Consider the following 3,177-nt stretch of genomic DNA (forward strand, 5'->3'; position numbering starts at 1 on the left):
AGCACGTAAATAATCCGATTACTAGAATGATTGAGCTCAAACCTGGAGATAAAAAAATACTCACTACCGTAACAAGAATCATCCATGGAATAGAAGAAATGATATCAACAAGTCTCATAAGCACACTATCTATTCTTCCTCCAAAATACCCACTAATTGTTCCAATAAGAATTCCTATACTGGTTGATAGAATCATAGCCATAATCCCAATAAGTAAAGAAATTCTTCCTCCAAATAAAGCCCTCGTAAAATAATCCCGCCCTAATTCATCTGTCCCAAACAAATGAACAAGACTAGGTTTTTCCATAATATTGCTGATATTAACTTCATCGGGATCAAAAGGTGACACAAAGGCAAATATAGACATCATGATGATAACCACTAAAAATAGTAATGATAGACAGGCAGGAAAACTATTCTTTAATTCATTTTTAATAAGATGAAATTTCCTCATTCTATCATTCACCTCATTCCCTTAATACGTGGATCAATCAAGACATACAAAATATCCGACAATAAGTTTCCGACAATCACCAAAAAGGAAGAAAGAAGCATTACAGCCATTACAACAGGATAATCAAATCCCTGGATTGCTTTTACAAAATAGGGACCAATACCTGGCCAGCCAAATATTGTTTCCGTTACAAATGCTCCCGTTACAAGAATTGGCAAAGACATACCAATAATCGTTACTACAGGAAGTAACACATTTCTTAATACATGATGTATTAGTATTTTCCAATCTGATTCCCCAAAAGCTCGTTGAACCATAACGTAATCCTCACTCATTTGCCCAACAGTAGACGAACGAACATATCGTGTTAGTTCTGGTAAAAAAGCCACCGTTAATACAAGTGTCGGCATTACTAAATGACTAAGCAAATCTAGTAAATTCCCCTCTTGACCTACTGAACCCATGCCAAGAATAGGGAACAAGCTCAACCGATAACCAAACAGATAAATGACAATCATAGCAAACCAAAAGCTTGGAATAGCCATGCCAATTGAACAAAGTCCATCAATGAGCTTATCTGCCCATTTCTCTTTTTTCCATCCTGCTATTAATCCAAGTCCTATCGCTAACACGATGGCAATTAGATAAGCTGGCAGAACCAGCAATATTGTATTGGGTATTCTTACTGTAAGATCATCGGTGATACTTTGATGAGTCACAAGCGAATAACCAAATTCACCCTGTAAAATCCCCGAAATCCAATGGAAATATTGGATATAGCCAGGATCATTTAATCCATATTTCACTTTGATTAGTTCTACTGTTTTCTCACTCATATTAGGTGTCGTCATAGCATCAATCGCATCATACGGTGCCAATTGCATTAATGTAAAACAGATGACGGTTATGATAAATAGTAACGGGACTGCTATGAATATCCTTTTTATTATGTATTTTAACAAGTCTATTCCCCTCTTCTCACAAGCATCATTCAAAAAGGAACCCCGCCATAGAGAAACTATGATAAGGGTTCCTATTCATACAAGAAATGTTCTTATTTAAAATAAAGCTTAGACATATCTTCAAACGTATAAACCGGCACCAAGCCCGCCTCTTCGATCCCACCAACCTTTGAATCGATTACCAGCAGCCTTTTATTTTCAACTATAGGATAGAAAGCAGCATCATCAATAATAATTTGTTGAATTTCTTCATATATGGCTTTCCGTTTTTCTGTATCAATTTCAATACGACCTTTATTAAATAGTTCATCTACCTTTAAGTTACTGTAGTGCATGTAGTTACTGCCACTCCCCGTAACAAACAAGGAATTGAATGTATCAGGATCGATGCCCATGATGTAACCATTCATAAACAGGTCAAACTCCTCATGTTCTGTTTCTAACTTCTTAAACATGGCTGTAGCATCCATTCCAACCAATTGTAAATTCACACCAACTGCTTTTAAATTCTGCTGCAGAACTGCAGCTTGTTTTTGATTAAAGAGATTATTAGATACATAGGCCAACTTTAAGGTTAAGTCCTTAACACCGGCTTCCTTTAATAAACTCTTTGATTTTTCTACATCAACTTCATACTTTTCTACATCTTCAGTGTAGTATGTTGCTTTTCGCGGAAGAATGGAATAGGCAGGTTCAGCAAAATCTTTAGACAGATAGCTTGCATCAATCATATCCTGCTTATTCATTGCATAGGCCAGCGCTTGGCGTACCTTCTTGTCTTGGACTTTTTTAGAAATCATATTATACGCTAAATACCCTACACGGCCTTCGTCATATGGTGTAATCGTAACATTATCATTTCCTTTGAACTTTTCTACATCAAAAGGAGAGATAACCATTGCGTCAAATTCGCCTTTTTGCATAGCTACTACTGCAGAATTCGCATCACCATATATTTTATAAACAATTTGATTAATTTTTGGTTCTCCTAAGTAGTAATCTGAGTTTTTCTCGAACGAAACGCTTTCTCCTGCTTTATACTCTTTAAACTTATATGGACCTGTTCCAACTGGAACTGCATTTTTTGCACTTGTCGCAATATCTTTTTCTCCTTCATAAATATGTTTAGGCATAATAAAGATATTACCTAGAGCTTCTATGCCGCCCATACTAACTTCTGGGATCAAAAATTCAACTGTATATTCGTCTATTTTCTTTACTTGAACTGGTTTTTCATTAAAGATTAATTGGCTGCGCGCCCATCCGCCATTATCTTCTTTTAACATTTGCTCGTAAGTAAAAACTACATCATCCGCTGTAAAAGGTTCCCCATCATGCCATTTTACATCTTCACGCAGTTTTGCTGTAAGGGTCTTTTTATCATCAGATACTGTCATACTTTCAGCGAGAAAATATTCGATATCCTCACTACCGTTATACATATATAGTGGTGAATAAATCGCCTTAATCGTCATTAATCCATAACGATCTCCAGTAGTTATTGTATTAACGGAGTTCCCAGGATCTCCATCGATTCCATAAACAAATGCATCTTCCTCTGACTTCTTATTGGTTGAAGTCTTTTCATCATTTTTAGATGAACAACCTGTAATCAATAAAAGAAGAATGAGTACGGTCACTAACCAAATCGGTTTTTTCATTTTTTGAATTCCCCCTAAGTAATATTGCCCGCCTTTAATTCCAATTAATATAATCGGAATTAATCAATTAATTATAATTGGATTATTTGTAAAATTCAAC

3 protein-coding genes are annotated in these 3,177 nt (G+C 35.6%); all 3 read right to left on the reverse strand.

Annotated elements, in window-relative coordinates; translation table 11 throughout:
• A partial coding sequence (locus tag AC52RT_RS05505; protein ID WP_495539824.1) for an ABC transporter permease occupies positions 1 to 454 on the reverse strand: 454 nt, incomplete at its 3' end.
• 8 nt (positions 455 to 462) lie between these two features.
• Positions 463 to 1,416 carry an ABC transporter permease gene (locus tag AC52RT_RS05510; protein ID WP_495539825.1) on the reverse strand — a complete coding sequence of 318 codons (954 nt, stop codon included), beginning with the start codon at positions 1,414 to 1,416 and terminating at the stop codon, positions 463 to 465.
• 92 nt (positions 1,417 to 1,508) lie between these two features.
• Entirely contained in the window at positions 1,509 to 3,077 is a 1,569-nt protein-coding gene (locus AC52RT_RS05515; RefSeq protein WP_495539826.1) for an ABC transporter substrate-binding protein, read from the reverse strand.
• Between the last annotated feature and the right edge of the window lie 100 nt (positions 3,078 to 3,177).

This window comes from Peribacillus sp. (genome assembly GCF_059453735.1).